This window comes from Macrococcoides caseolyticum, from assembly GCF_002902665.1.
In the GTDB taxonomy this organism is placed as follows: domain Bacteria; phylum Bacillota; class Bacilli; order Staphylococcales; family Staphylococcaceae; genus Macrococcoides; species Macrococcoides caseolyticum.
The window spans coordinates 1-1277 of sequence record NZ_PPRM01000093.1 but is presented as its reverse complement, the minus strand read 5'-3'; the positions used below and the strand labels follow the sequence as shown (position 1 = coordinate 1277).

The window sequence follows — 1277 nt, the reverse complement described above, 5'->3', positions numbered from 1 at the left end:
CATAGATAATTTATATTCTGTTGAGACATTGCTCCAATAAAATCTGAAATTTTATAAAGTTTTTTTTCTTTTAATCTAAAAAATTTATAAATGAATCCATTGCTTGAAAACATATTTAAGTCTACAGCATTTTGAGGAAAAATGTCTTTTAATAATAAATAACTTTTGGCACTATATCGATCTTTTAATCTTTTTATTAAGTTGTTAAATGTAATCGGAGGAGTTGTATAGATAATTAAATCAAAATTACTGTTGGTCAAAAATCGATTTATTGCTTTTTCATATTGATTTTCTATTCTTAAAGTATTAATTCCCTTTTTAACCTTTGAAGTTTTAGTAATGTCGCCAACCCTAACTTTAAGTATCTTAATATTATTTTTCTTTAAAAGTTTGGTGCTATCTCCATACCTACTTTCTGTGGGACATACCACGGTAATATAATGACCACGTTTTGCTAATTCGTTTACTAAATCATGGTAAATTCCTTTACTATCTAGATTTTCTAAATCTAAAAGAGTAATAAATAAAATATTCAAAAGATTCACTCCGTTTAAGCATATTTATAGATAAAATAATAATAAATTAAATAGCAAATAGAAAATAACATTGAAAAACTATAAAGAAACTCTTCGAATGTTAAATTAAATAAATAAGTAAGTAATGAAATTGTAGTGATTGAAACTAGAAAAAGCGTTTGTAATCTCAGTTCTAGACTTTGTTTATTTATAACAATAAAACTTAAAGATAATGTTGTTACTAACAATTTAATTACATACATAGGTATTAATATTCTAAAAACTGTAATAATATAAACCCACTCTTTACCCAGGATAGTTTCAATAAATTCTTTAGGAATAACATACATAGGTAAAAAGAAAAGTAATGAAGTAATCAATAAATACACACTAAAGCTCTTTAAAATATTCCTAAAAGTTCCAGTTTCTTTGAAGTCTTTATGGGCTTGTTGCATAAATAATTTTGACAAAGATAAACTTATTATTGTTATAGGTATATTAAGTATACGCAAACTCATGCCATAATAACCAACTTCTAAAGAATTGTAAAAGAAATCAATTACAAATACTATTAAGCTCATTGAAATTGTATTAATAAAAATAGAGGTGGATGAATATTTTAATTGATCTATATTCTCGAAAAATTTATTTTTAATAAGTGTATTATCAGTTTCTTTATACTTTTGAATATCTTTCCACATATTTAAGGAAAAGATAGTACCAGATAAGTAAGAAAAAACGAATCCTATAATTAATCCATAG

Annotated in this window: 2 protein-coding genes; both read right to left on the bottom strand. The window is 23.8% G+C overall.

Going from position 1 to position 1277, the window contains the following annotated elements:
- On the bottom strand, positions 1 to 536 hold a 536-nt coding region (locus CD152_RS10325; RefSeq protein ID WP_146034111.1), incomplete at its 3' end, for a glycosyltransferase family protein.
- Between the two features lie 14 nt (positions 537 to 550).
- The coding region (locus CD152_RS10320; protein WP_205757047.1) for an oligosaccharide flippase family protein at positions 551 to 1277 on the bottom strand (727 nt) is incomplete at its 5' end.